This window comes from Actinomadura luzonensis (assembly GCF_022664455.2).
GTDB lineage: Bacteria > Actinomycetota > Actinomycetes > Streptosporangiales > Streptosporangiaceae > Nonomuraea > Nonomuraea luzonensis.
The window spans coordinates 2997515-3022960 of record NZ_JAKRKC020000002.1 but is presented as its reverse complement, the minus strand read 5'-3'; the positions used below and the strand labels follow the sequence as shown (position 1 = coordinate 3022960).

Sequence of the window (25446 nt, the reverse complement as noted above, 5' to 3'; positions counted from 1 at the left end):
ATGCGGCAGGACCCGCCCCCACGAGCCGGTCAGAGCCGGGCGGTGCGATCCGCCCGGCCGCCTGAGCGCGTCAGCGGCGGGTCGGCCGGGCGACGTGGCGGCCCCGGAAAGGCCAGCGCGTCCGAGCGGCCGACGCGTCCGAGCGACCAACCCGTGGGAGTGGCCAACCCGTCCAAGTGGCCAACCCGTCCGAGCGGCCAACCCGTGGGAGTGGCCGACCCGTCCGAGTGGCCGACCCGTCCGAGCGGCCGACCGTGGGAGTGGCCGACCGAGCTGGATCGGACCGGCGAGCAGGGGCGGCCGGTGAGTCGGATGGGCCCGGGAGTCGGGTCGGCCGGACGGGGCCGACCCGGTCAGGTCAGAGGCCGGCGGCGGTGCGGAGGGACTCGGCGCGGTCCGTCGACTCCCAGGAGAAGCCCTCGCGCCCGAAGTGCCCGTAGGCCGCCGTCTCGGAGTAGATCGGCCGCAGCAGGTCGAGGTCGCGGATGATGGCCGCCGGACGCAGGTCGAACACCTGCAGCACGGCGTCCTGGATCTTCTCCACCGGCAGCTTCTCGGTGCCGAAGCACTCGACGAACAGGCCGACCGGCTGCGCCTTGCCGATCGCGTACGCCACCTGCACCTCGCACCGGTCGGCGAGCCCGGCCGCGACGACGTTCTTGGCGACCCAGCGCATGGCGTAGGCGGCCGAGCGGTCGACCTTGGACGGGTCCTTGCCGGAGAAGGCGCCGCCGCCGTGACGGGCCATGCCGCCGTACGTGTCAATGATGATCTTGCGGCCGGTGAGGCCGGCGTCGCCCATCGGGCCGCCGATCTCGAAGCGGCCGGTCGGGTTGACCAGCAGCCGGTAGCCCTCGATGTCGAGCTCGAGCTCGGCGAGCACCGGGTCGACCACGTGCTCCTTGATGTCGGGCGCCAGCATCTCCTTGAGGTCGATCTCGGCGGCGTGCTGCGTCGAGACGACCACGGTGTCGAGGCGGACGGGCGTGTCGCCGTCGTACTCGATGGTGACCTGGGTCTTGCCGTCGGGCCGCAGGTAGGGGACGGTGCCGTTCTTGCGGACCTGCGACAGGCGCTGGGCGAGGCGGTGGGCGAGCGTGATCGGCAGCGGCATCAGCTCGGGCGTCTCGCGGCAGGCGTAGCCGAACATGAGGCCCTGGTCGCCCGCGCCCTGGCGGTCGAGCTCGTCGCCGTCGCCGTCGACGCGGTGCTCGTAGGCGTCGTCGACGCCCTGGGCGATGTCGGGCGACTGGGCGCCGATGGACACCGACACCCCGCACGAGGCGCCGTCGAAGCCCTTGTGGGAGGCGTCGTAGCCGATCTCCAGGATCTTCTCGCGGATGACGCCGGGGATGTCGACGTAGGTCTCGGTCGTGACCTCGCCTGCGACGTGGACCTGGCCGGTAGTGATCATCGTCTCGACGGCGACCCGGCTCTTGGGGTCGTCCTTGAGCATGGCGTCGAGAATCGCGTCACTGATCTGGTCGGCGATCTTGTCCGGGTGGCCCTCGGTCACCGACTCGGAGGTGAACAGGCGACGTGACAACTCAGTGGCTCCTCAATGCAGCGGCTGCTGACGTATCAACGGCCCGGGGCATTGGGACGCACGCCGGGGCCTCGCCGAAGTCTAGCCCTACCGGGTGCCGGGTCGCGAAACCGTCCCCGCCGCCGGCCGTCACAGTTCGGGCAGCGGGTCGGGGGGCAGGGTCTCGGGCGCGAACGCCTCGGCGTCGGCGGCGGCCACCACCGCGGCGTACTCCTCGTCGAACTCGAACACCATGGTGCCCAGCTCGATGACCGGGCCGGGCAGGATGGGGCCGAGTCGGGTGCGGCGGGGGAACTCGGCGTAGACGCCGATGGGGCGGTCGGTCCTGAGCGTCCTGGTGGCGAGCACCGCGATGGACGTCCCGGTGACGACGACGAGGAAGTGCCCCGTGCCCGCGGGGCCGGTGGCGAGCGCGGGGAACACGTAATGGATGTCCCCCTGGTCGCCGAGCAACGTCCTACACCGATCCCTGACAGCAGAACCCAACGGCATTCCATCCCCCTTCGCCCCAAGTATCCGCAGGCGGGCGGGAGTGTCGCAACAGGTGATCGAGTAATCGGTCTTACACGCTTTGTACGTTTTCGCCACTTTTGTGACAGGGGTCACGCGAGTCGCGCGGCGACCAGGTCCCAGACGGCGTCGGCGAGGTCCTCCTTGGGCCCGAGCGGCACCTCGACCGGCTCGCCGCCCGCCACCAGCACGGTGGCCGCGTTGTCGGGGGTGCCGAAGGCCCGCCCCTCCCCCACCTGGTTGACCACCAGCAGGTCGCAGCGCTTGCGGGCCAGCTTCGCCTGACCGTTGGCGAGCACGTCGTGGGTCTCGGCGGCGAACCCGACGATGACCGCGGGACCGGCGGAGCCGCCGGGGCCGGCAGCGCCGGCAGACCCGGCGGGGCCGCCTGAGCCGGAGGCGCCCGCGCGGCGGCGCTCGCCCAGCTCGGCGAGGATGTCGGGGTTCTTGGCCAGCCGGATCGGCTCGGGCTCGCCGTCGCTCTTCTTGATCTTGGCGTCGTGCCGGGCCGCGGGCCGGAAGTCGGCCACCGCGGCGGCCATGACGACCACGTCGGCCTCGCCCGACGCGGCGAGCACCGCCTCGCGCAGCTCCGCCGCGGACTCCACCCGCACGACCGTGGCCCCGGCGGGGTCGGGCAGCGCGACGTTGGCGGCCACCAGCGTGACCTCGGCGCCGCGGGCGGCCGCCGTGCGGGCCAGCGCGTAGCCCTGCAGCCCCGAGGAGCGGTTGCCGAGGTAGCGGACCGGGTCGAGCGCCTCGCGGGTGCCGCCCGCGGACACCACGACCCGCCGCCCGGCCAGGTCGAGCGGCCTGCCGCGCAGCACGCGCAGGCAGACCTGGAAGATCTCGGCGGGGTCGGGCAGCCGGCCGGGGCCGGTGTCGGCGCCGGTGAGCCGCCCGACGGCCGGGTCGAGCACGATCGCGCCGCGCTCGCGCAGCGTGGCGACGTTGGCGCGGGTGGCGGGGTGCTGCCACATCTCGGTGTGCATCGCGGGCGCGAACACGACCGGGCACGTCGCGGTGAGCAACGTGTTGGTGAGCAGGTCGCCGGCCAGCCCGTGGGCCGCCTTGGCGAGCAGGTCGGCGGTGGCCGGGGCCACCACGACGAGGTCGGCCGACTTGCCGATGCGGACGTGGGGCACCTCGTGCACGTCGTCCCACACCTCGGCCGACACGGGGTTGCCCGACAGGGCGGCCCAGGTGGGCGCGCCCACGAACTTCAGCGCCTCGCGGGTCGGGACGACCCGCACCTCGTGCCCGGACTCGGTGAACAGCCGCAGCAGCTCGCACGCCTTGTACGCGGCGATGCCGCCGCTGACGCCCAGGACGACCTTCATCGAGGGGTCAGGCCGCGCCCTCGATGGGCTCCGCCGTCAGCAGGCCCTCGGAGACCTCGCGCAGCGCGATGGACAGCGGCTTCTCCTGGGCGTGCGTCTCGACCAGCGGCCCGACGTACTCCAGCAGGCCCTCGCCGAGCTGGGAGTAGTAGGCGTTGATCTGACGCGCGCGCTTGGCGCCCATGATCACCAGGGAGTATTTGCTGTCGACGATGTCGAGCAGCGCGTCGATCGGCGGGTTGGTGATGCCCTCCGCGGCCGCAGCGGTGCCTGCCACGATGTCAGACCTCTCGTTCGGTGGATGTCCTGACCCCGTGAGGGTCAGTCATCAAGGCTATCAGCCGGTCGCACACGTCCTGGACGCTCGTGTTGACCAGCGTGAGGTCGAACTCGGGCTCGGCCGCCATCTCGACGCGCCCCGCCTCCAGGCGGCGGGCGATGACGTCCTCGGGCTCGGTGCCGCGGCCGCGCAGCCGCTTCTCCAGCTCCTCCCAGCTCGGGGGGGCCAGGAACACCAGCAGGGCGTCCGGCATGGTGCCGCGCACCTGCCTGGCGCCCTCCAGGTCGATCTCCAGCAGGGTGGGGACGCCGTCGGCGAGCTTCTTCAGCACCGGCTCGCGCGGCGTGCCGTAGCGGTTGCCCGCGAACTCCGCCCACTCCAGCAGCTCGCCCGACTCCACCAGCCGGTCGAACTCGGCGCCGTCGACGAAGAAGTAGTGGACCCCGTGCGCCTCGCCGGGCCGGGGCCTCCTGGTGGTCACCGAGACCGACAGCCACACCTCGGGGTGTGCCCGCCGGAGCTCGGCGACGACCGTGGACTTGCCGACGCCCGACGGCCCGGACAGGACCGTCAGCCGCCGTTCGTTGCCGGGCAGGACTTCGACCTCCGTCCCCGGTCCGACCGCCTCGTGGGCATGTGCATCGCCGGACCAGGACCTGTCGGTCACGTTCCTACCCCCCGTTGAACCCGCGTTTCCGTGTGGAACAGAGATTAGCTCTCGTTGCCACCGAACTCGCGCTCGAGGGAGGCCCTCTGGTTCGCGCCGAGGCCCCGTACGCGACGGGACTCGGCGATGGCAAGCCGCTCCATGAGCTGCTTGGCGCGGACCTTGCCCACGCCGGGGAGCGATTCCAACAAGGCCGACACCTTCATCTTGCCGATGACGTCGTCGGTCTGCCCATCCTTGAGCACCTCAGCCAGAGAAACCGCGCCATGCTTGAGCCGGTTCTTGACCTCGGCACGCTCTTTACGGGCCTTGGCAGCCTTTTCCAGGGCTGCGGCGCGCTGCTCAGGGGTCAGGGGAGGAAGAGCCACGCCGGGTCACCTCGAATTTCTGTCGATGTACTCGGACGGGAAGGGAAACTAGCTGGTCATCGCCCCCTAGGCAACGCCAAGAGCGGTTTCTCTCGTCACAAAATCCACTTCATCACTCTGCGTGACTGTAAAATCACCCAGCGCTGATCAAATCGCCCTCACATCCGCGTTCGCGCGTCGGCTCGCGACGCTGTCGCGAAACGCAACGATGATCGCATTCCCATCGTCGGCCGTTGTCCGAAACCCGGCCCTCACCTGGTCCGAAACCCGGCGCGGCGACCATTTTGATCTTGCAGGTCAGCCCCGCTATGATCTTGTCGCAACGCTCGTCAGGACGCGCGCCGGAGCGAGGCGGCGATGGCGGCCGCCGCCGCGCCCGGGTCCGGGGAGCCGGTGATGGGCCGGCCGATCACGAGCAGGTCCGCGCCGTCGGCGAGCGCCTGCTCGGGCGTCGCCACCCGCATCTGGTCCTGCGTGTCGGCCCCCGCCGGCCGCACGCCGGGCGTGATGAGGGTGATGTGCTCGCCCACCTCGCGGCGCACGGCCGGCACCTCGTGCGCCGAGCACACCAGCGCGGTGGCTCCCGCCTCCACCGACAGGGCGGCCAGCCGCCGCACGGCGTCGTCGGCCGGGCCGCGCACGCCGATGCGGTCGAGGTCGGCCTCGCGCAGCGAGGTCAGGATGGTGACCGCGGCGATCTGGGTGTGCGGCGCGGCCTCCACCGCGGCGCGGATCATCGCCGGCCCGCCGGCCGCGTGCACGGTCAGGATGGCCGGCCGCAGCCGGGCGACGGCGCGCGCGGCCCCGGAGACGGTGTTGGGGATGTCGTGCAGCTTCAGGTCCAGGAACACCCGCACGCCGCTGGCGCCGCGCACGGAGGCGATGACGTCGGGCCCGTAGCGCAGGTACAGCTCCAGGCCCACCTTGACCGTGCTGACGTGCGGGGTCACCAGGGCCGCCCAGCGGGCGGCGGTCTCCAGGTCGGGGGCGTCGAGGGCGACGGCGATGGGTGCGGGAGTCAAGACGTGCTCTCCTCGGTTCTTCCGGGACGTTCGGGTACGGAGGCGGCGCCCGTCAGGGCGCGCTCTCCTCGGTGTCGACGAGCAGGTGCCGGGGGGCGCTCCCCGGCGGCCGGTGCGCGAGCCCGACGGCGTCGGCGAGGCGCTGGAACCCGCGGGCCCGCAGCAGGTCCTCCAGCTCGCGCTCGATGCGCAGGCAGGCGTACGGGTCGTGGAACAGGGCGGTGCCCACACCGACCGCGCAGGCGCCCGCCAGGACGAGCTGGAAGGCGTCCCTGCCGGTCATGACGCCCCCGATGCCGATGAGCGGCACCCCGGGCAGTGCGGCGTGCACCTGCCACACGCAGCGCACGGCCAGCGGCAGGATGGCCGGCCCGGACAGCCCGCCGGTGACGGCGGCCAGCGAGGGCCGCAGGGCCTCGGTGTCGATCGCCATGCCGAGCGGGTTGTTGATCATGGACAGCGCGTCGGCGCCGGCGTCCACGCAGGCCCGGGCGACGGCCACGATGTCGGCCACGTCGGGGGCGAGCTTGGCGACCACCGGCACGTCGTAGCGCATGATGGAGCGCACGGAGGCGATGACCTCGGCGGCGGCGCTGCCCTCGCGGGCGAAGACCCGGCCGCGGTCCTCCATGTTGGGGCAGGAGAGGTTGACCTCCAGCGCGGTGACCCCGGGCGCGTCGGCGAGCCTGCGGGCCAGCTCGGAGTACTCGGCGACGGTGCCGCCGCCGATCGAGACGATGGTCTTGATGCCGCGCTGGGCGAGCCAGGGCAGCTCGCGCTCCAGGAACGCGTCGATGCCCGGCCCCTGCAGCCCCACGGCGTTGAGCATGCCCGAGGGCGTCTCGGCCATGCGCGGCGTGGGCCGCCCGGCGCGCGGCGCCATGGTGATCGAGCGGGTGGTGAGGGCGCCGAGCCGGTGCAGGTCGAAGAACTGGGCCAGCTCCCGTCCGGAGGCAGCGCACCCGGCGGCCGTGGTGATCGGGTTGGCCAGCTCCACGTGCGCCAGAAAAGTCCGCATATCAACTGACATGTCGCGCACCGCCTCCGGGGGCGCCGAGCGCGTCGAACGGGATCGTTCCCACGTCCTCGAAGCGCACCCGCTCCCCCCGGAACACCGGTCCCTCCGCGCACGCCCTGACCATCCTGGTCGCCCCGTCGTCCCCGATGACCGGGATGACGCACGTCATGCACACCCCGATGCCGCAGCCCATCTGCTCCTCGACGGCCACCTGCACCGGGATGTCGAACTCCATGCCGACCGCCGTCACCGCCCGCAGCGTCTCCATCGGCCCGCAGGCGTAGACGGCGTCGGCCCGGGTGTCGGCGATCACCGAGGGCAGCGCGTCGGTGACCTTGCCGCGCAACCCGAGCGAGCCGTCCTCGGTGGTGAGCGTGGTCGTCTCGGCGATGCGGCGGGCCCGCATCGCCCCGAAGACCCGCTCGGCCCCCGCACCGCCGAGCACGAAGTCGACCCGGCAGCCCCGCGCCAGCAGCGCGTCGGCCAGCGGGAACAGCACGGCCGAGCCGTACTCGGCGCCGACCAGCACGCAGTGGGCCGGGTCGCGGGGCAGCGGGAAGGGCCGCCCGAGCGGCCCGACCAGGTCGAGCGTGTCGCGGGCGCGCCGCTCGGCGAGCCATGCGGTGCCCCGCCCGCGGACGGTGAAGACCAGCTCGACCGTGCCGCCGTAGTCGGACTTGACGTCGTGGACGGACAACGCGCGCCGCGTCACCATCGACGTGTAAGCCCCTCCGACGGCCACCGAGACGAAGTGACCGGGGCGGAAGCGCTCGGCGATGCCGGGCGCCACCACCGTCAGCGCATGGTAGGCGTCGACCCGGCGCGTCGTCAGCACCGTGCCCGTCACCTGCACCGGAGTGCCGGCCAGTCGTCTTCACCTCCCGTGGCGGGGCCCGATCAGCGGCTCAGCCCCGCAGCGCCCGCGCGTGCTCCTGGAGAGACCGTACGCCCACGTCGCCGCGCACGATCGCCTGGATGCCCGCCGCCGCCGCCGCGAGCCCCGCCACCGTCGTGATGCACGGGATGCCCCGCAGCACCGCGGCGGTGCGGATGTCGTAGCCGTCGAGCCGCGGCCCGGACTGCCCGGGGCTGCCGAAGGGCGTGTTGACGATCAGGTCGACCTCGCCGTCGAGGATGGCTTGCACGCTCGTCGGCTCACCTCCCGGGCCGGGCCCCTCGCTGTGCTTGCGCACGATCTTGGCATGGACGCCGTTGCGGCGCAGCACCTCGGCCGTGCCCTCGGTGGCGAGGATCTCGAAGCCGAGGTCGGCGAGCGCCTTCACAGGGAAGATCATCGCACGCTTGTCGCGGTTGGCCACGGACACGAACGCGCGTCCCTTGGTCGGGAGCTGCCCGTAGGCGCCGGCCTGGGACTTGGCGTAGGCGATGCCGAAGAACTCGTCGATGCCCATGACCTCGCCGGTGGAGCGCATCTCCGGCCCGAGGACGATGTCGACCCCGTGGAAGCGGTTGAACGGCAGCACCGCCTCCTTGACCGCGATCGCGGCGTCGAGCGGCAGCGTGCCGCCGTCGCCCTCGGCCGGCAGCATGCCCTCGGCGCGCAGCGAGGCCACCGAGGCGCCCAGCATCACCCGGGCCGCCGCCTTGGCCAGCGGCACGGCCGTGGCCTTGGACACGAACGGCACGGTGCGCGAGGCCCGCGGGTTGGCCTCCAGGACGTACAGGACGCCGGCCGACATCGCGTACTGGACGTTGAGCAGCCCGCGCACGCCCACGCCCCGCGCGATGGCCTCGGTGGCCGCGCGGATGCGCTTGATGTCGAAGCTGCCGAGCGTGATCGGCGGCAGCGCGCACGCCGAGTCGCCGGAGTGGATGCCGGCCTCCTCGATGTGCTCCATGACGCCGCCGAGGTAGAGCTCCTCGCCGTCGAACAGGGCGTCCACGTCGATCTCGATGGCCTCGTCGAGGAACTTGTCGACGAGCACCGGGTGGCCGCCCTCCTGGGCCGCCATGTACGTGTCCAGCGTCTCCTCGTCGTAGACGATGGCCATGCCGGCCCCGCCCAGCACGTACGAGGGCCGCACCAGCACCGGGTAGCCGATCTCCGCGGCGATCTCCCTGGCCTCGGCCACGGTGAGCGCGGTGCCGTGCCTGGGCGCGGGCAGCCCGGCCTCGGCCAGCACCCGCCCGAACGCGCCGCGCTCCTCGGCGAGGTGGATGGACTCCGGCGAGGTGCCGACGACGGGCACCCCGGCGTCCTTGAGCGCCTGCGCCAGGCCGAGCGGCGTCTGCCCGCCGAGCTGCACGATCACGCCCACCACGGGCCCGGCCTGCTGCTCGGCGTGCACCACCTCCAGGACGTCCTCCAGCGTCAGCGGCTCGAAGTAGAGCCGGTCGGAGGTGTCGTAGTCGGTGGAGACGGTCTCGGGGTTGCAGTTGACCATGACGGTCTCGAACCCGGCCCGCGACAGCTCGAAGGAGGCGTGCACGCAGGCGTAGTCGAACTCGATGCCCTGCCCGATGCGGTTGGGCCCGGAGCCGAGGATGATGACCTTCTTGCGCTCGCCGGGCGGGACCTCGCTCTCCTCGTCGTAGGTCGAGTAGAGGTAGGGCGTCCTGGCGGCGAACTCGGCGGCGCAGGTGTCGACGGTGTTGTAGACCGGCCGCAGGCCGAGCGCGTGCCGCAGGTCGCGCACCCTGGCCTCGTCGATGCCGCGGATCTCGCCGATCTGCAGGTCGCTGAACCCGAGGTGCTTGGCCCGGCCGAGCACCTCGGCGGTGAGGTCGTCGGCCGCGGCGACCGCCTGGGCCTCCTCGTGCAGCAGGAAGAGCTGGTCGATGAACCACGGGTCGACGCTCGTGGCGGCGAACAGCTCCTCGGGCGTGGCGCCGGCCCTGATGGCCTGCTGCATCGTGCGCAGCCGGCCGTCGTGCGGGGTGCGGCACGCCTCCAGCAGCTCGTCCTTGTCGCCGAGGGGGCCCGCCCAGGTGAAGGAGGAGTCCTTCTTCTCCAGCGAGCGCAGCGCCTTCTGCAGCGCCTCGGGGAAGGAGCGGCCGATGGCCATGGCCTCGCCCACGGACTTCATGTGCGTGGTGAGCGTGCGGTCGGCGCCGCGGAACTTCTCGAAGGCGAAGCGCGGCACCTTGACCACGATGTAGTCGAGGGTCGGCTCGAAGGAGGCCGGGGTCTCCTTGGTGATGTCGTTGGGGATCTCGTCGAGGGTGTAGCCGATGGCCAGCTTCGCGGCGATCTTGGCGATCGGGAAGCCGGTGGCCTTGGAGGCGAGCGCGGACGAGCGCGACACGCGCGGGTTCATCTCGATGACGATCATGCGGCCGGTGCGCGGGTCCACCGCGAACTGGATGTTGCAGCCGCCGGTGTCGACGCCGACCTCGCGGATGACCGCGATGGCGACGTCGCGCATGTTCTGGTACTCGCGGTCGGTGAGGGTCAGCGCGGGCGCGACGGTGACGCTGTCGCCGGTGTGGACGCCCATCGGGTCGATGTTCTCGATGGAGCACACGATGACGACGTTGTCGGCCTTGTCGCGCATCACCTCCAGCTCGTACTCCTTCCAGCCGAGGATGGACTCCTCCAGGAGCACCTCGGTGGTCGGCGAGGCGTCGAGGCCGGCGCCCGCGATGCGGCGCAGGTCCTCCTCGGTGTGGGCGAAGCCGGAGCCCGCCCCGCCCATGGTGAACGACGGCCGCACGACCAGCGGGTAGCCCAGCTGGGCCGCGCCGGCCAGCACCTCGTCCATGGTGTGGCAGATGACCGAGCGGGCGGACTCGGCGTTCAGCCCGTGCTCGCGCGCGACCTTGGCGACGATCTCCTTGAACCGCTCGCGGTTCTCGCCGGCCTGGATCGCGTCGAAGTCGGCGCCGATCAGCTCGACCTCGTACTTGTCGAGGACGCCCGACTCGTGCAGCGCGACCGCGGTGTTGAGCGCGGTCTGGCCGCCCAGGGTGGGCAGCAGCGCGTCGGGCCGCTCCTTGGCGATGATCTTCTCGACGAACTCGGGGGTGATCGGCTCGACGTAGGTGGCGTCGGCGAACTCCGGGTCCGTCATGATCGTGGCGGGGTTGCTGTTGACCAGGATGACGCGGAAGCCCTCGGCCCGCAGCACCCGGCACGCCTGCGTGCCGGAGTAGTCGAACTCGCACGCCTGGCCGATCACGATCGGCCCCGAGCCGATCACCAGGACCGACCTGATGTCCTCACGCTTGGGCACGGCTCATGACCTCACAGAACTCGTCGAACAGGTAGGCGGCGTCGTGCGGCCCGGCCGCGGCCTCGGGGTGGTACTGGACGCTGAACGCGCTGCCGTCGAGCAGCCGCAGCCCCTCCACGCAGCGGTCGTTCAGGTTGACGTGGCTGACCTCGGCCTGCCCGTACGGGGTCGCGAACGGCCCGTCGAGCGGCGCCTCCACGGCGAACCCGTGGTTGTGCGCGGAGATCTCCACCTTGCCGGTGCGCACGTCCTGGACCGGCTGGTTGACGCCGCGGTGGCCGTAGCGCAGCTTGTACGTGGACAGCCCGAGCGCCCGGCCGAAGATCTGGTTGCCGAAGCAGATGCCGAAGAACGGCACCCTGGCCTCCAGCACCTGCCGCAGCGGCGTGACGTCCACGGTGGCGGGGTCGCCGGGGCCGTTGGACAGGAACACCCCGTCCGGCTCGACGGCCATGATCTCCTCGTAGGAGGCGCCGGCGGGCAGCACGTGCACCTCGCAGCCGCGCTCGGCCATGCGGTGCGGCGTCATGCCCTTGATGCCGAGGTCGACGGCGGCGACGGTGAAGCGCTTCGCGCCGATGGCGGGCACCACGTACGGCTCGGTGGTGGCGACCTCGGCGGCCAGCGCCGCGCCCGTCATGCCCGGCGAGCGCCGCACCCGCTCGGCCAGCTCCTCGACCGGCGCGGACGGGGCGGTGAAGATGCCGGCCCGCATGGCGCCGCGCTCGCGCAGGTGGCGGGTCAGGGCGCGGGTGCCGGGGATGGCGATGCCGACGACGCCCTGCTCCTTGAGGTAGTCGTCGAGCGAGCGGGTGGCCCGCCAGTTCGACACGACGCGGGACGGCTCGCGCACGACGTAGCCGGCGACCCAGACGCGGCGGGACTCCGGGTCCTCGTCGTTGACGCCGGTGTTGCCGATGTGCGGCGCGGTCATGGCGACGATCTGGCGGTGGTAGGACGGGTCGGTGAGGGTCTCCTGGTAGCCGGTCATGCCGGTGTTGAAGACCATCTCGCCGAACGTCTCGCCTTCGGCGCCGTAGGCGGTCCCGTGGAAGACGCGGCCGTCTTCCAGGACGAGAACGGCAGGAGTGTTCAAACCAGCTTCCCTTCGAGTACGGTCGGCCTGCCCCGCAGGAACGTGGCCACCACCCTGCCGGGCAGCGTCATGCCCTCGTAGGGGGTGTTCCTGCTCTTGGACGCGAAGGCGGAGGGGTCCACCAGCGTGCGCGCGGACGGGTCGTAGAGCGTGATGTTGGCCGGTCCGCCCGCCTCCAGCGGCTGCCCCTGCCCCGCCAGGCGCCCGATACGCGCCGGCGTGACGGACATGCGCTCGGCGACGCCCGCCCAGTCGAGCAGCCCGGTCTCGACCATGGCCTCCTGCACGACGCTGAGCGCGGTCTCCAGGCCGACCATGCCCATGGCGGCGGCCGACCACTCGGTCTCCTTGTCCTCGACCGGGTGGGGGGCGTGGTCGGTGGCGACGATGTCGATCGTGCCGTCGGCCAGCGCGGCGCGCAGCGCCTCGACGTCGGCGCGGGTGCGGAGCGGCGGGTTGACCTTGTAGATGGGGTTGTAGGCGCCCACCGGGGAGTCCTCGACGAGGTCGTCGGTGAGCAGCAGGTGGTGGGGGGTCACCTCGGCGGTGACGTCCCAGCCCTTGGACTTGGCCCAGCGGATGATCTCCACCGAGCCGGCCGTGGAGACGTGGCAGACGTGCAGGCGGGAGCCGACGTGCGCGGCCAGCAGGCAGTCGCGGGCGATGACCGCCTCCTCGGCGACCGCGGGCCAGCCGGTCAGGCCGAGCCGGCCGGAGACGACGCCCTCGTTCATCTGGGCGCCCTCGGTCAGGCGGGGCTCCTGGGCGTGCTGGGCGACGACGCCGTCGAACGCCTTGACGTACTCCAGGGCGCGGCGCATGAGCACCGCGTCGTCCACGCAGCGGCCGTCGTCGGAGAAGACCCGCACCCGGGCCGCGGAGTCGGCCATCGCGCCCAGCTCGGCGAGCTGGCGGCCCTCCAGGCCGACCGTGACCGCGCCGACCGGGTGCACGTCGCAGTGGCCGAACTCGCGGCCGAGCCGCCACACCTGCTCGACGACGCCGGCGGTGTCGGCGACGGGCGAGGTGTTGGCCATGGCGTGCACGGCGGTGTAGCCGCCGCGGGCCGCCGAGCGGGTGCCGGTCTGCACGGTCTCGGCGTCCTCGCGGCCGGGCTCGCGCAGGTGGGTGTGCAGGTCGACCAGGCCGGGCAGCGCGATCGCGCCCCCGCCGTCGATCTCCTCGCCGCCGCTCAGCCCCTGGCCGATCTCGGCGATCAGGCCCTGGTCGATGCGGATGTCGGCGGGTTCGCCGCCGAGGATCCTGACGTTCTTGACGACGATCACGCGATCTCTCCCCCGAGCAGCAGGTACAGGACGGCCATCCGGATGGTGACGCCGTTGGCGACCTGCTCCACGATGGTGGAGCGGGCCGAGTCGGCCACCTCGGCGGCGATCTCCATGCCCCGGTTCATCGGCCCGGGGTGCATGACGATGGCCTCGTCCGGCATCTTGGCGAAGCGGTCGCGGTCGAGGCCGTAGCGGCGCGAGTACTCGCGCTCGCTGGGGAAGTACGCGGCGTTCATCCGCTCCTTCTGCACCCGCAGCATCATGACCACGTCCGACTTGGGCAGCACCGCGTCGAGGTCGTAGGACACCTCGCACGGCCAGTCGCCGACCGAGACCGGCAGCAGCGTGGGCGGCGCGACCAGGGTGACCTCGGCGCCCAGCGTGTGCAGCAGCAGCACGTTGGAGCGGGCGACCCGGCTGTGCAGGATGTCGCCGACGACGGTGACCTTGCGGCCGTCCAGGCCGCCCAGGCGGCGGCGCATGGAGAAGGCGTCGAGCAGCGCCTGCGTGGGGTGCTCGTGGGTGCCGTCGCCCGCGTTGACGACGCTGCCGCGCACCCAGGTGGCCAGGCGGTGCGGCGCGCCGGAGGAGCCGTGCCGGATGACGACCGCGTCGGCGCCCATGGCCTCCAGCGTGAGCGCGGTGTCCTTCAGCGACTCGCCCTTGGACACGCTGGAGCCCTTGGCCGAGAAGTTGATGACGTCGGCGGACAGCCGCTTGGCCGCCGCCTCGAACGAGATGCGGGTGCGCGTGGAGTCCTCGAAGAACAGGTTGACCACCGTGCGGCCGCGCAGCGTCGGCAGCTTCTTGATGGAACGTTCCGAGACCCTCGCCAGCTCCTCGGCGGTGTCGAGGATGAGCAGGGCGTCGTCCTTGGACAGGTCGCCCGCGGAGATGAGGTGACGGTTCACCTGGGCTCCCCCTTCATGAGAAGCACGGCGTCGCGTCCGTCGGTCTCCTGCAGGTAGACCTTGACCTTCTCGCTCTTGGCCGTGGGGAGGTTCTTGCCGACGTAGTCGGCGCGGATGGGCAGCTCGCGGTGGCCGCGGTCGACCAGCGTGGCGAGCTGGACGGCGGTGGGGCGGCCGAGGTCGTTGAGCGCGTCGAGCGCGGCCCGGACGGTGCGGCCGGAGTAGAGGACGTCGTCGACCAGGACGACGATCCTGCCGTCGATGCCGTCGGGCGGCAGCTCGGTGCGGCCGAGCGGCCGGGCGGGGCGCAGCCGCAGGTCGTCGCGGTACATGGTGACGTCGATCGAGCCGACGGGGATCTTGACGCCCTCGAACTGCTCGATGCGGTCGCCGAGCCGGCGGGCGAGGGTCGCGCCGCGGGTGGGGATGCCGAGCAGGACGACGTCGTCGCCGCCCTTGGTGCGTTCGAGGATCTCGTGCGCGATGCGGGTCAGCGCCCGGTGGACGTCAGGGGCCTCCAGCACCGCCCGCGCGTCCGGGCGTGCGCCCGGCTGGGGGTCGGACATGACGAAGCTCACCACCTTTCCCGCCTCACGGGACGGGTCTTAAAAGGGTGTTGGTCGGGACACACAGTACCAGGGGCTACCAGGTACAACGCGAGGCCCCCCGCGAGTGTCGGGCCCGGCGCGGCGTGAGATCCGGCCGCGGGCCGGGGATATGGCAAGGATGACATTCCACGTCGATTCGGAGGTCGGGCGGCTGCGCCAGGTCCTCCTGCACAAGCCCGACCTCGCGCTGCGGCGGCTCACCCCCGCCAACAAGGACGCGTTCCTGTTCGACGACGTGCTGTGGGTGCAGCGCGCGATGGAGGAGCACGAGGAGTTCCAGCAGGTGCTGCGCTCGCGCGGCATCGTCGTCCATCTGCTCGACGACCTGCTGCGGGAGACGGTCGAGATCCCGGAGGCCCGCAAGCACATCCTCGACGCGGTGGTGGACGAGCGCTGGCTCGGGCCGGGCGCGATCGACGACGTCCGCAACACCCTCGACGCCATGGACGCGGCCACCCTGCAGCTCTACCTGACCGGCGGCATCACCAAGGGCGAGCTGGCCGAGCTGGGCTGCGAGCCGCAGTCGGTGACCGTGCACGCCATGGGCGAGCACGACTTCATCCTGCCGCCGCTGCCGAACCACCTGTTCACCCGCGACACCTCCTGCTGGGTGTACGACGGCGTGGCGATCAACGCGATGCGCAAGAAGGCCCGCATGCGCGAGACGGTCAACATGGAGGCCGTCTACATGTACCACCCGATGTTCGCCGGCGGCTTCGACCGGCCGGACCAGGGCGGCTTCCACTGCTGGATGCCGGGCCACTCGGCGGCGCCCGCGACCATGGAGGGCGGCGACGTGCTGGTGATCGGGCGCGGCGCGGTCCTGGTCGGGATGAGCGAGCGCACCCGGCCGCAGGCGGTGGAGATGCTGGCGCGGCGGCTGTTCCGGGCCGGGGCGGCCCGCCGGATCGTGGCCGTGGACCTGCCGAAGGCGCGGGCGTTCATGCACCTGGACACCGTGATGACGATGCTCGACGTGGGGGTGTTCACCCAGTACGCGGGGCTCGGCATGCTGCCGTCGTACACGATCGAGCCGGGCCGCTCGGCCAAGGAGCTGCGCTTCACCGACCACCCGCCGGAGGACATGCACCGGGCCATCGCGCACGCGCTCGACCTGCCGGCGATCACCGTGCTGACCGCCGCGCAGGACGCCCGGGCGGCGGCCCGCGAGCAGTGGGACGACGGCTGCAACGGCCTGGCCCTGGAGCCCGGCGTGGTCGTCGCCTACGAGCGCAACACCACGACCAACGCCTACCTGCGCGACCACGGCATCGAGGTGATCACGATCAGGGGCAGCGAGCTGGGACGGGGCCGCGGCGGGCCGCGCTGCATGAGCTGCCCGCTCGAACGCGACGGCATCTGACCGGCGCCCGACCGGCGTCTGACCGGCTTCGCACCGCTGGCGCGGGGGCGGGCGCATACTCCCGCCCGGGGCGGGCACGATCGTCACGCCGGTGGCGCTGACCAGCACGTTCTCGGGGGGTGGGGGATGACGGCGATCGCGCGGCTGTTCCGCACCAAGCCCACCGAGCGGCTGGTGGCCGAGGGCGGCCACGGCGAGGGCGGCGAGCTGCGGCGCACGATGTCGCTGTGGCAGCTCACGCTGTTCAGCGTGGGCGCGACGCTCGGCACCGGCATCTTCGTCATCCTCGGGCAGGCGGTGCCCAAGGCGGGGCCGGCGGTGGTGCTGTCGTTCGTGCTGGCGGCGGTGACGGCGCTGCTGTCGGCGTTGTCGTACGCGGAGCTGGCCGGGACGATCCCGGTGTCCGGGTCGTCGTACTCGTACGCGTACGCGACGCTGGGCGAGCTGGTGGCGTGGGTGTGCGGCTGGTGCCTGATGCTGGAGTACGCCGTGTCCGTGGCGGCCGTGGCCGTCGGCTGGGGCGAGTACCTCAACGCGTTCCTGCGCTCGCTCCTCGGCGTCGAGCTGCCCGCGGCGATCACCCGCTCCCCCGGGCAGGACGGCGGCGTGGTCAACGTCACGGCGATCCTCATCGTGGCGCTCGCGACCTGGCTGCTGCTGCACGGCGCGTCGGAGAGCGCGCGGGCCAACGCGGTGCTCGTGCTGGTCAAGATCGCGGTGCTGCTGTTCTTCTGCGCGGTGGCGTTCACCGCCTTCCGGTCGGGCAACCTGACGCCGTTCGCGCCCCTCGGGGTGGCCGGGGTGACCGCGGCGGCCTCGCAGGTGTTCTTCTCCTACATCGGCTTCGACGCGGCCTCCACGGCGGGCGAGGAGGCGCGCAACCCGCGGCGGGACCTGCCGCTGGCGATCATCCTGTCGCTGGCGATCGTGACCCTCGTGTACGTACTGGTCGCCGTGGCGGCCGTCGGCGCCCAGCCGTGGAGCGCGTTCGACCCCGAGGGCTCCGAGGCGAGCCTGTCGGCCATCGCCGACCGGGCCGCCGGGTCCACGTGGCCGGGCCTGATCGTGTCGTTCGGCGCGGTCGTGGCGATCGCCAGCGTCGTGCTGACCGTCATGTACGGGCAGACCCGCATCCTGTTCGCGATGTCCCGCGACGGGCTGGTGCCCCCGGTGTTCCAGCGGGTGGACCCGCGCCGGCAGGTGCCGGTCGCCAACACGCTCATCGTGGCCGCCTTCGTCTCGGTGCTGGCCGGGATGGTGCCGCTGGGGCAGCTCGCCGAGGCCACCAGCATCGGCACGCTGTTCGCCTTCGCCCTGGTCAACGTCGGCGTGCTGGTGCTGCGGCGGCGCCGGCCGGACCTGCCGCGCGGCTTCCGGGTGCCGTTCTTCCCGCTCACGCCGGTGCTCGGGGCGGTCATGTGCGGGGTGGTGATGGCGGGGCTGGCCGGGGTGACGTGGGCGGCGTTCGGGCTGTGGATGCTGGCCGGGCTGGCCTGCTACTTCCTGTACGGCTTCCGGCGCTCACGGCTCGGGGCGCCGTCGTGAGCCGGGTCGTCATGAGGCTGGTCGTCATGAGGCTGGAGTCGTCGTCGTGAAGGTGGAGGAGGTGCTGGCCGGATACGTGCCGGGGCCGCGCGCCCGCGACGGGCTGGCGCTGGCGCTGCTGCTGCGGCGCCAGGCCCGCGCCCGGCTCACGGTGGCGAACGTGCGCCCGCCCGCCTGGACCACGCCGGGCCCCGCGCGGGCGGAGGACGCGGCCTGGCGGGCGTACCTGGCCGAGCAGGCGGACGCGGCGCTCGCCGAGGCGCGCGGGCTGGCCGGCGAAGAGGCGGAGTACGTCGTCCACACCGCCAGGCACAGCGGGCGCGGGCTGGTGGAGCTGGCCCGCCGGCGCGCGGCCGACGTCGTGGTGATCGGCTCGGCCCCGGGCGGCGCCAGGGGGCGCATCGCGGTGGGCAGCACCGCCGACCAGCTCCTGCACGCCTCCTCCGTTCCCGTCCTGCTCGCGCCGCGCGGCTTCGGCGACGGCCCGCCGCCCGCCTTCGACCGCCTCACCGTCGCCTACCGGCGCGGCCCCGGCTGCGACGCCGCGGTCAAGGACGCCGCCCGCGCCGCCGTGGCGCTGGAGCTGCCGCTGCGGCTGGTGACGCTGGTCGTCAGCCCCGGCCGGCGGGCCCGGGCCGAGGAGGAGATGCTGGTGCGGCTGCGCGAGCAGGCCGCGACCGACCTGCGCGCGGCGGCGCGGGGCCAGGCGCGGCGGCTGCGCGTGGAGGTCGAGGTGCTGGAGGGCCGCACGGTCGCGCAGGCGCTCGGCGCGGCGTCGTGGCTCCCCGGCGAGATGATCATATGCGCTTCCAGCGACACCGGGCCACTCCGGCGGGTGTTCCTCGGGGATACCTCGCTGAAGATCGTACGAGCGGCGACCCGCCCTGTCATGATTCTGACGCGACGGCCCTGACGTGGGCGCACTGATGGGCAAACTGTGACGAAGTAGTGTTACCTCTGGGACATGAGGGGCGTTTGCGGCGATCCCTACCGGACCGGATTCGGCATCTTTTTTCCAATCAGCTTGACCTTCGGCGTCCACCCCTTTACCGTCACTGTGCGTAACCACACCTCGCGGCCTTCTGGGGTAAACCCAGAGCCATGGCTACCGATGGTGCCGAGCCCGGCACCACACCCCCCGGTGGCCGGGGCATATGCCGCAAGGGAGCACAATCTACTGAGAGCGATACATACGAGAGCCGGGGGGCCACACGATGCCGTCTGAGTACGCAAAGTCGCTGGGTGCACGACTTCGCGCCATCCGCACCCAGCAGGGCCTGTCCCTGCATGGAGTCGAGGAGAAGTCGCGCGGCAGGTGGAAAGCCGTGGTCGTGGGCTCGTACGAGCGTGGCGACCGTGCGGTCACGGTGCAGAAGCTTGCCGAACTTGCCGACTTCTACGGAGTGCCCGTATCGGAGCTGCTGCCGGGCGGGGCCGCGCCCAGCCCGCTGGGCCCGACACCCAAGCTTGTGATCGACCTGGAGAGGCTGGCGACGCTGCCGAAGGAGAAGGCGGGGGCGCTGGCGCGCTACGCCGCCACCATCCAGAGCCAGCGTGGCGACTACAACGGCAAGGTGCTGTCGATCCGCCAGGAGGATCTGCGCTCCCTGGCCGTGATCTATGACAAGTCGCCGAGCGAGCTGACCGAGGAGCTCATCAGCTGGGGCGTCCTGGACGCCGAGGCCCGCCGCGCCGTCGAGTCCTTCTGACCCACCGGCCCGCCCCACCCCCGTCCACGCCCCACCACCGGGGCCTGGACGCCGGGCCCGGGCCCCCACACCACGGGCCCGCAACGCCCGACGCCGGACCTGGACCCGCTTCCACGGGCCCCGACGTCTGACGCCGGAACAGGACCCGCTTCCACGGGCCCCGACGCCTGACGCCGGGCCACGGCCCCTTGACGCCCCATCGGGATGGCCCCGCACCACGGCCCCTTGACGCGCCGCGCCGGCCCCTGGAGCCGCGTCGGCGACCGCCTACGCCCGGCGTCGGGCCATGCCTCCGGGCTCGCCTCGCGGGCGTGAGCTCGAATCCTGGGCCAGGGGCCCGAAGCCCTGTGAGCGGGGCCTGGGCCCTGGGGCGCGGAACCGCACACCGCACGCCCTCCGGCCGTCCGAGGGCTCGGCGGCTCGCGCCCCGCCGAGAGCCGGACCCGCCGATGCCGGCCTGGCCACCGTTGCGGCCATCGCCGCCTGTGGCTCGCCGGGCCTGCGCTCGCCGGCTCCCCAACGGCATGGCGGCCCCTCTCACCAGCGCCCGCGAGCCTGAGTGTCCGCGGTGCGGGCCTCCGATCCCGCGGTCGCAGACAGGGCCTCTCAGCGTGGCCTTGCAGTCCGGCCTTTCCGAGTGGCCTCCCGAGTCCGGCCTTCGCGGCTGGCCTCGTGCGCGCCTGAGAGCCACCGACCGCGACGGCCACGCCCGCACCGTCGCCTCACCCTGAGCCGACGTGCGAAGCCGTCATGCGCCATCGTGGCCCTTCCTGCCCAGCGTCGCGCTGAGCCGTCGTCTTGGACGGTGCCCGGCGTGAAGACCTCCCGTGCTCGGCGGGGCCTGGACGTGGCCACCGCCATACGCCAGATCGGGCAGCAGCTCCGCTTCTCCCGCACACCGGTGCGTGACGCGCTCGTCGCCGCTGGGGTGCGGAGTATCGAGCGGGGAGCGGACGGCGGTGCTGCGCGCCCGGTACGGGATGTCGGCGCAGTCGATCCGCGCCCTGGCGGCGCGCTTCGGCCGCAGCGTGGTCAGGTTGCGGGCGGCGCTGGAGGGGGGCGGGGACGCGGTTCGGAGGATTTCGGCGCTGGCCAAATCGGCTGGTGTGAGTTTCCCTGGTACTCGATCGTCGCACAGGGAGATGAGTTCATGACAGTGTGGAACTACAGGGTGATCTTCTACCGGGATCTTCGCGTGCCGCTTCAGGAGATGTGCGATGTGCAGGGACAGGAGGGGTGGGAACTGGTCGGCGTCACTCCCCATCTCGACAAGCCCGGGTTCGCCATAGATTTCGGCCTGATCTTCAAGAAGCCGGCAGGGCAGTAGCCCTCGGCCATGTGCCGATCGAGGCGTCGTGGCTCGATCGCGTCCTGGGCCGTCAATCCACGCGCCCGGGCCTCGTCCGGGCCGTTGCTGGACGAGTGCCTGGGTTCGTGGCTGCTCGGGGCGTCGCCGCGGGTGTCGTTCGGGCTGACGGGGTTGGGGCCGCTGTGGTGATCGCAAGGAGGCCGCTGCGCGTCGGCGGGCTGCTTCGCAGCGTGAGGCCCTGAGATGCGCCCACGGCGTGCGGCTCGGCGTCACGATCGCCCAGGTGGCGGCGGGCTCAATCCTCATGGGCTTGCTCACGCCCATGCGCAAGTTCACGATCAGGGAGCTCAGCGTGCTCCCGATCGGGTCGCGGCGCGCCTACCGGGGCGTGCGCGGGAGCCGCGTCGGGTCGTGCACCGCCGACGGGTCAGGCGGTCTCGGACGTCCCGTTCTCGTCGCCGGGGACGGCCGGATCAGCTCTTCATCCGGCGAGCGGGACGTTCAGTGGTAGTTGGGGCTGGACGGGAACCCCCAGCAGGTCTTCGACGGTCGAGACGAAGGTGTCGGCCTCGGCCAGGATCTCGTCGGCGTCGGCCGCGCTGATGCGGCTGGTCATGCCCGCCTCCGCGGCGGCCCGCTTGGCGGCGGTCACCGAGAAGTAGGCGGCCCACTCGGCCAGGTGGGGCTCCGCCTCGGGCAGCAGCTCCCAGGCGCTGCGCAGCTTGCGCCGGCGGCTCTCGGCGGGACGGGGACGGGCGGCGAGCATCGCCGCGGCCGCTCTCAGGGCCGCCAGGTGCGCGGCCACATATCGGGAAGCCGGGGTGCGAGCGGCGCTCGCCTCCGCCAGGCTGGAACGTGCGTCGGCCAGGTGCGCCCGAACCGCAGGCGACAGCCGGGGCCCGGGCGTGTCTCTAGGCCTTGGTGCCATCTTGCGCGCCTCCTCGAAGTCGTGGGCGGCTGCCGGCTTTCTTCACCGGTAGGTCCAACAATCGCAGACGCCACCGACATTTCCGCCGGGCCGGCCGGACGAGGAGCTTCCCCTCTCCCCGTCCGGCCAGGACACGCCCGCTCGTCTCCGCCGACGACGAGGACGTGCCCTTCGCCCGTGGAGCCTCGCCGCGGGTCACGCTCGGGGAAGCGATCACCCCGCGACCAGGTCCGCGTGACGCTGAGCCGCGAGCCTCACCGCCACTAGGTCGAACATAATTTCGATCACCCTCCGGTGTCAACCGGTTCCACGAACACAGGTTCGATGACCTTGAAGAGAAACGCTCCGAACAGGCGGAAGCCGCCGCCGCGACGGCGTGTCGCGGCGGCGGCGGCTCGAACGGGGAAGGGGACGGGGGCGGGGTCAGGAGGCGGAGATGGCTCCCGACGGGCACAGGTTGACCGCGCGCCGCACGGTGTCCTCCAGCTCGGCCGGCACCTCGCGCTGCAGGACCAGCACCGTGCCCTCGTCCTCGCTCTGGTCGAACAGCTGGGGCGCCGTCAGCGCGCACATTCCCGCCCCGATGCACACGGTCGTGTCTGCCTTGATTTCCATGTTGATGACCTCTACCAGGTGACAGGGAGGCGGTGCACTCCGTAGATCGACATGTCCGAGCGCATCGGCACCTCCTCCGGCGTTACGGCCAAGCGTAGGCCAGGCAGGCGGCGCAGCAGCGCGGGGTAGGCGAGGCGCATCTCCGCCCGGGCGAGCTGCTGGCCGAGGCACTGGTGGATGCCGTGGCCGAAGGTGAGGTGGCCGGTCGCGGGCCGGGTCAGGTCGAGGGTGTCGCCGCCGGGGAAGCGGGCGGGGTCGCGGTTGGCCGCGGGCAGGCTGAGCGTGACCGTCTCCCCCGCCCTGATGAGGTTGCCCTCGATCTCGACGTCCTCCTCGGCGCTGCGCAGCGGCCCCAGATGGATGATGGTGAGGTAGCGCAGCAGCTCCTCGACGGCGTTGTCCGCGAGCGAGGGGTCGGCGCGCAGCAGCGCGAGCTGGCCGGGGTTGGCGAGCAGCGCGTACGTCCCGAGCCCGAGCATGTTGGCGGTGGTCTCGTGCCCGGCGATGAGCAGCAGGAACCCGACGCCGGTCAGCTCCTCGTCGTCCAGCTCGCCGCCCTCGACGAGCCCGCTCAGCAGGTCGTCGCCCGGCTCCTTGCGCTTGCGGCCGATGAGGTCGCGCAGGTACGCCATCGTGCTGCCGATGGCGGCCAGCGCCTCCTCGAGCCCGGCCTCCAGGTTGAACAGCACCCGCGCGTCCTCCTGGAAGCGGGCGCGGTCCTCGTACGGCACGCCGAGCAGCTCGCAGATCACCAGGGACGGGATGGGCAGCGCGAACGCCTGCACCAGGTCGGCGGGCGGCCCCGCGGCCTCCATGGCGTCCAGGCACTCCTCGGTGATCTCGGCGATCCTCGGCTCCAGCGCCTTCATCCTGCGCACGGTGAACTGGCCGGTGAGCAGCCTGCGGTAGCGGGTGTGCTCGGGCGGGTCGGTACGCAGGAACAGGCCGGGCTGCGGCTTGAAGCCCTGCCGCCTGAGCAGCTCCATCCGGCCGGGGAGCGGCGGGTGCATCTTCTCCGGGCGGTTGGAGAAACGGGGGTCGGCCAGCACCGCGCGGGCGGCGGCGTAGCCGGTGACGAGCCAGCCCACGTGGCCGTCGGCGTACGTCATGCGGTGCATGTGGGCCTGGTGCCGCAGTTCGTCGATCTTGTCGGGCGGGTCCAGCGGGCGCTGCCGCACCATGGGAAGGGTCAGATCGGACATGCCTCGGCTCCTCTCCGGGACGTACGTCCAGAAAACCTCATCGGTTGCAAAATTACAACCGATGAAAGAAAGCTGGACATGCAGTAAAGTTCGCCCATGGCAGGACTGCGGGAGCGTAAGAAGCAGCGCACGCGCCGGGCGCTGATCGAGGCGGCGCTCCGGCTGTTCGACGAGAAGGGCTACACCGACACCACCCTCGCGGAGATCGCCGCCGCGGCGGAGGTGTCCACACGGACGTTCTTCAGTTACTTCGCCGGCAAGGAGGACCTGGTCTTCCACGACATGGAGGAGCGGCTGGAGCGGGCGCTGGCGCTGCTGGAGAGCCGCCGCCCCGGCGAGTCCGTCGTCGCGCTGCTGATGCGGCTCATCGACGCGGCCTTCGAGTGGACGCTGCAGTCCGGGGGGCTGACGTTCGAGGAGGCGGGGCTGCGGACGCGGCTCATCATGGCCGAGCCCGGGCTGCGGGCGCGGGCGCTGCTGCTGCTCTACGACAGCCAGCTCAAGCTGGCGGCGGCCCTGCGCCAGGCGTGCCCCGACGAGCTGGACGAGGTCGAGGCGGCGGCCGCGGTGGGCGCGCTGTTCGGGGCGGTCAAGCTGGCCGTGATGGCCCAGCTCGGCGAGGACCGGTCGCTGGGGCACATGCACGGCACCGCCCGGCGCGCGGCCGAGCTGGCGCTGGACGGGCTGCGCGCGCTGGAGGCGCGGCCGGGCGTCCGCGTCCACGCCGAGCGGCCGGGGATGGCAAGCTGACCCGGGATCCTCAAGGGACGTGGTGTGGGGGTGCGCGTGGCGGGTGAGGGCGACCGGCCGGGGCTGAGCACAGGGGCGGGCAGGGGCGTGTGGGCCGGGGGCGTGCGGGCCGGGGGCGGCGGGCGGGGGTGGTGCTGCTGGCGGCCGGGCCGGCGCTCGTGGGGGCGTACGCGCTGGCCGGGTGGGCCGCCGTCGGGCAGGCCGCCGAGGCGCAGGTGCGCGGCCCCGGGTGGGAGGGCGGCAGGATCGGGCCCGACGGGCTGACCTCGCTCGGCGTGGACGCCTGGCGGGTGGTGGCGCTGACGGCCCTGGTGGTGGGGGTGACCGCGCTGGCCTATCTGGCCGTCGGGCCGCTGCTGGGGCGGCGCTCGGCGCGAGGGCGGACGTTCCTGCTCGTGTTGTCGGGGTTCCTGATCGTGCCGTACGCGCTGGGGTGCGTCGTCGCCTTCGTCAACGCGCCGCGGCTGCTGGGCCGCCTCTACCAGGCGTCCGACTTCGTCGCCGGGCTGCCCGGCTGGCAGCCGGCCACGGCTTTCCTGCTGCCGGCGGCGGGGCTCGTCCAGGCCGCCGGGCTGGCCCTGACGGCCCGCCGCCCGCCCCGCCGCGCACCGGCCCCGTCCGCCGAGCCCGACCAGGCCCGCCCCGCCGCGCCCTGAACGGCCGCCCCGCCCTCACCCGGCCGCCCCGCCGCGCTCTGAACGCCCGCCCCGCGCTCACCCGGCCGCCCCGCGCTAACCCGCCGCGGACGCCAGGGCCGCCTTCAGGGTGTCGGCGACGACGTCCAGGACCGGCCGCGGCGCGGCCAGGAACGCGCCCAGATCGCCCCCACGCGCCTCCAGCAGCCCCGCCCCCATGTTCGCGTAGATCGACATGCTGTGCCCCGCCTGGTACGGCTCCAGCCCCGCCAGCCCCTCCCGCGCCGCCGCCAGCGGCACCGGCCGGTAGGTGACGGGCCGGCCGAGCGCGCCGGCCAGCGCCGCCGCCAGGTCCGGACCGCCGACCGGCGCCACGCCCTCCAGCTCGTACGTCCGCCCCGCGTGCCGCGCCGGCACCCCGGCCGCCAGGTCGGCCTGCGTCTCGGCCGCCACGCGCGGCCACGGCCGCCAGGTCGTCGCGGGCCACCGCCGTCAGCCGCCCGTCGCCGAGCGGCGCCGCGAACACCCCGCTCCCGGCCGCC

At 72.7% G+C, this 25446-nt stretch carries 25 protein-coding genes; 7 read left to right on the top strand and 18 right to left on the bottom strand.

All coding sequences use genetic code 11. From position 1 onward, the window contains the following. Window positions 1-358 precede the first annotated feature (358 nt). From metK to pyrR, 14 genes are all read right to left on the bottom strand, one after another. Entirely contained in the window at window positions 359-1546 is a 1188-nt protein-coding gene (gene metK, locus MF672_RS44425; protein ID WP_242381182.1) for a methionine adenosyltransferase, read from the bottom strand. Between the two features lie 129 nt (window positions 1547-1675). Beyond that, complete coding sequence (locus MF672_RS44420) at window positions 1676-1999, bottom strand: hypothetical protein (protein WP_242381183.1); 324 nt, start codon at window positions 1997-1999, stop codon at window positions 1676-1678. A gap of 149 nt (window positions 2000-2148) precedes the next feature. Next, window positions 2149-3396 (bottom strand): bifunctional phosphopantothenoylcysteine decarboxylase/phosphopantothenate--cysteine ligase CoaBC, encoded by a 1248-nt coding sequence (gene coaBC, locus MF672_RS44415; RefSeq protein ID WP_242381184.1) that lies wholly within the window; start codon window positions 3394-3396, stop codon window positions 2149-2151. 7 nt (window positions 3397-3403) lie between these two features. Then, window positions 3404-3673: a DNA-directed RNA polymerase subunit omega gene (rpoZ, locus tag MF672_RS44410; protein ID WP_242381185.1), complete on the bottom strand. Its 270-nt coding sequence runs from the start codon at window positions 3671-3673 to the stop codon at window positions 3404-3406. 4 nt (window positions 3674-3677) lie between these two features. Beyond that, entirely contained in the window at window positions 3678-4271 is a 594-nt protein-coding gene (gene gmk, locus MF672_RS44405) for a guanylate kinase (RefSeq protein WP_242381202.1), read from the bottom strand. Between the two features lie 116 nt (window positions 4272-4387). Then, entirely contained in the window at window positions 4388-4711 is a 324-nt protein-coding gene (mihF, locus tag MF672_RS44400; RefSeq protein WP_020541698.1) for an integration host factor, actinobacterial type, read from the bottom strand. A 329-nt stretch (window positions 4712-5040) separates the two neighbouring features. Further along, window positions 5041-5733 carry an orotidine-5'-phosphate decarboxylase gene (gene pyrF / locus MF672_RS44395; RefSeq protein WP_242381186.1) on the bottom strand — a complete coding sequence of 231 codons (693 nt, stop codon included), beginning with the start codon at window positions 5731-5733 and terminating at the stop codon, window positions 5041-5043. 52 nt (window positions 5734-5785) lie between these two features. Further along, the gene (locus MF672_RS44390) at window positions 5786-6763 is read right to left on the bottom strand and encodes a dihydroorotate dehydrogenase (RefSeq protein ID WP_242381187.1); all 978 of its coding nucleotides are present in this window, start codon (window positions 6761-6763) and stop codon (window positions 5786-5788) included. Beyond that, on the bottom strand, window positions 6753-7619 hold the full coding sequence (locus MF672_RS44385) for a dihydroorotate dehydrogenase electron transfer subunit (RefSeq protein ID WP_242381203.1): 867 nt from the start codon (window positions 7617-7619) through the stop codon (window positions 6753-6755). The genes MF672_RS44390 and MF672_RS44385 overlap by 11 nt, the downstream gene beginning before the upstream one ends. A 37-nt stretch (window positions 7620-7656) precedes the next feature. Next, window positions 7657-10944 carry a carbamoyl-phosphate synthase large subunit gene (gene carB / locus MF672_RS44380; protein WP_242381188.1) on the bottom strand — a complete coding sequence of 1096 codons (3288 nt, stop codon included), beginning with the start codon at window positions 10942-10944 and terminating at the stop codon, window positions 7657-7659. Then, window positions 10931-12040: a glutamine-hydrolyzing carbamoyl-phosphate synthase small subunit gene (gene carA / locus MF672_RS44375; RefSeq protein ID WP_242381189.1), complete on the bottom strand. Its 1110-nt coding sequence runs from the start codon at window positions 12038-12040 to the stop codon at window positions 10931-10933. The genes carB and carA overlap by 14 nt, the downstream gene beginning before the upstream one ends. Beyond that, on the bottom strand, window positions 12037-13326 hold the full coding sequence (locus MF672_RS44370; RefSeq protein WP_242381190.1) for a dihydroorotase: 1290 nt from the start codon (window positions 13324-13326) through the stop codon (window positions 12037-12039). Before MF672_RS44370 ends, carA begins: the two co-directional genes overlap by 4 nt. After that, window positions 13323-14240 carry an aspartate carbamoyltransferase catalytic subunit gene (locus MF672_RS44365; RefSeq protein ID WP_242381191.1) on the bottom strand — a complete coding sequence of 306 codons (918 nt, stop codon included), beginning with the start codon at window positions 14238-14240 and terminating at the stop codon, window positions 13323-13325. The genes MF672_RS44370 and MF672_RS44365 overlap by 4 nt, the downstream gene beginning before the upstream one ends. Continuing rightward, window positions 14237-14806, bottom strand: a complete 570-nt coding sequence (gene pyrR, locus MF672_RS44360) for a bifunctional pyr operon transcriptional regulator/uracil phosphoribosyltransferase PyrR (protein ID WP_242381192.1) — start codon at window positions 14804-14806, stop codon at window positions 14237-14239. The genes MF672_RS44365 and pyrR overlap by 4 nt, the downstream gene beginning before the upstream one ends. A gap of 160 nt (window positions 14807-14966) precedes the next feature. Between pyrR and MF672_RS44355 the strand changes: the two genes are divergently transcribed. The 5 genes from MF672_RS44355 to MF672_RS44335 all read left to right on the top strand — a co-directional run bounded on the left by MF672_RS44355 (window position 14967) and on the right by MF672_RS44335 (window position 20792). Next, window positions 14967-16211 (top strand): arginine deiminase, encoded by a 1245-nt coding sequence (locus tag MF672_RS44355; protein WP_242381193.1) that lies wholly within the window; start codon window positions 14967-14969, stop codon window positions 16209-16211. A gap of 126 nt (window positions 16212-16337) precedes the next feature. Next, window positions 16338-17756 (top strand): amino acid permease, encoded by a 1419-nt coding sequence (locus MF672_RS44350; RefSeq protein ID WP_242381194.1) that lies wholly within the window; start codon window positions 16338-16340, stop codon window positions 17754-17756. 46 nt (window positions 17757-17802) lie between these two features. Next, window positions 17803-18669, top strand: coding sequence for a universal stress protein (locus tag MF672_RS44345; RefSeq protein ID WP_242381195.1), 867 nt, complete (start codon window positions 17803-17805; stop codon window positions 18667-18669). 301 nt (window positions 18670-18970) lie between these two features. Further along, window positions 18971-19465 carry a transcriptional regulator BldD gene (bldD, locus tag MF672_RS44340; protein WP_026214021.1) on the top strand — a complete coding sequence of 165 codons (495 nt, stop codon included), beginning with the start codon at window positions 18971-18973 and terminating at the stop codon, window positions 19463-19465. Between the two features lie 814 nt (window positions 19466-20279). Next, entirely contained in the window at window positions 20280-20792 is a 513-nt protein-coding gene (locus tag MF672_RS44335) for a hypothetical protein (RefSeq protein WP_242381196.1), read from the top strand. Between the two features lie 463 nt (window positions 20793-21255). On the opposite strand, the gene MF672_RS44330 is transcribed toward MF672_RS44335, so the two are convergent. The 3 genes from MF672_RS44330 to MF672_RS44320 form a co-directional block, all read right to left on the bottom strand. Then, on the bottom strand, window positions 21256-21702 hold the full coding sequence (locus MF672_RS44330) for an SAV_6107 family HEPN domain-containing protein (protein WP_302893382.1): 447 nt from the start codon (window positions 21700-21702) through the stop codon (window positions 21256-21258). A gap of 423 nt (window positions 21703-22125) precedes the next feature. Next, window positions 22126-22317, bottom strand: a complete 192-nt coding sequence (locus MF672_RS44325; protein ID WP_242381198.1) for a ferredoxin — start codon at window positions 22315-22317, stop codon at window positions 22126-22128. An 11-nt stretch (window positions 22318-22328) separates the two neighbouring features. Next, window positions 22329-23519, bottom strand: a complete 1191-nt coding sequence (locus tag MF672_RS44320; RefSeq protein ID WP_242381199.1) for a cytochrome P450 — start codon at window positions 23517-23519, stop codon at window positions 22329-22331. A 96-nt stretch (window positions 23520-23615) separates the two neighbouring features. On the opposite strand from MF672_RS44320, the gene MF672_RS44315 reads away from it, so the two are divergent. Beyond that, entirely contained in the window at window positions 23616-24269 is a 654-nt protein-coding gene (locus MF672_RS44315; protein WP_242381200.1) for a TetR/AcrR family transcriptional regulator, read from the top strand. A gap of 89 nt (window positions 24270-24358) precedes the next feature. Then, the gene (locus MF672_RS44310; protein WP_247815747.1) at window positions 24359-24925 is read left to right on the top strand and encodes a hypothetical protein; all 567 of its coding nucleotides are present in this window, start codon (window positions 24359-24361) and stop codon (window positions 24923-24925) included. A 75-nt stretch (window positions 24926-25000) separates the two neighbouring features. Here the strand turns inward: MF672_RS44310 and MF672_RS44305 are convergent, their stop codons facing one another. Then, a complete protein-coding gene (locus MF672_RS44305) occupies window positions 25001-25357 on the bottom strand; it encodes a Rossmann-fold NAD(P)-binding domain-containing protein (RefSeq protein WP_247815746.1) in 357 nt (118 codons plus the stop codon). Window positions 25358-25446 lie beyond the last annotated feature (89 nt).